This window comes from Streptomyces viridosporus (assembly GCF_002078235.1).
Classification (GTDB): domain Bacteria; phylum Actinomycetota; class Actinomycetes; order Streptomycetales; family Streptomycetaceae; genus Streptomyces; species Streptomyces viridosporus.
In genome coordinates this window covers 1-670 of record NZ_MSGP01000842.1, presented here as the reverse complement: position 1 = coordinate 670, position 670 = coordinate 1, and the positions used below count along the sequence as shown (strand labels likewise).

Genomic DNA, 670 nt, shown 5'->3' with positions numbered 1-670 from the left:
GCGACCGGGGCGGTCCCCGCCAAGGCGGGGACCGCCCCGGTCGCCAAGAACGGCAAGGCGCTCGTCCTGCGCTTCGTGCTGCCCTCGGGGCCCGGCTCGGGCACCCTGCGCTCGGTGGCCGACCGGATCTCGAGGATGCTGGAGCGGATCGGCATCCGCTCGGACATCTCCCAGGTCGACGACGCGAGCTACTTCAAGGACCACATCGCCTCCGGCAAGTACGACCTCGCCCTGTACTCGTGGCCCGCGACCGCCTTCCCCGCCACCGACGCCCGCCCCGTCCACGCCAAGCCCGTCCCGGCCGCCGACGGCTCGCTGAACGTGGAGCAGAACTACACCCGCGTCGGCACCGACCAGGTCGACCAGCTCTTCGACCAGGCCATCGCCACGCTCGACGACTCCGAGCAGCGGGAGCTGATCCGCAAGGCCGACTCCCGCATCTGGGCGGTGGCCGGCTCCATCCCCCTCTACCAGCGCCCCCAGCTCACCGCCGCCCGCAAGGACCTGGCCAACGCCGGCGCCTTCGGCCTGCGCACGCCGGTCTACGAGGACATGGGCTTCCTGAAGAAGTCCGCGCGGGGCCCGGCGGGGACGCCGGGCGCGAAGAGCGCCGGGCCGTCGTCCGGGAGCTGACCCGCGGGGTGCGCCCGACCGGGCCCACGACGCGGCA

General features: G+C 73.9%; 1 pseudogene. It reads left to right on the top strand.

The features are described from left to right. Positions 1–633 (top strand): annotated as a pseudogene (locus tag B7L92_RS38055) (ABC transporter family substrate-binding protein); the annotation flags it as partial. Between the last annotated feature and the right edge of the window lie 37 nt (positions 634–670).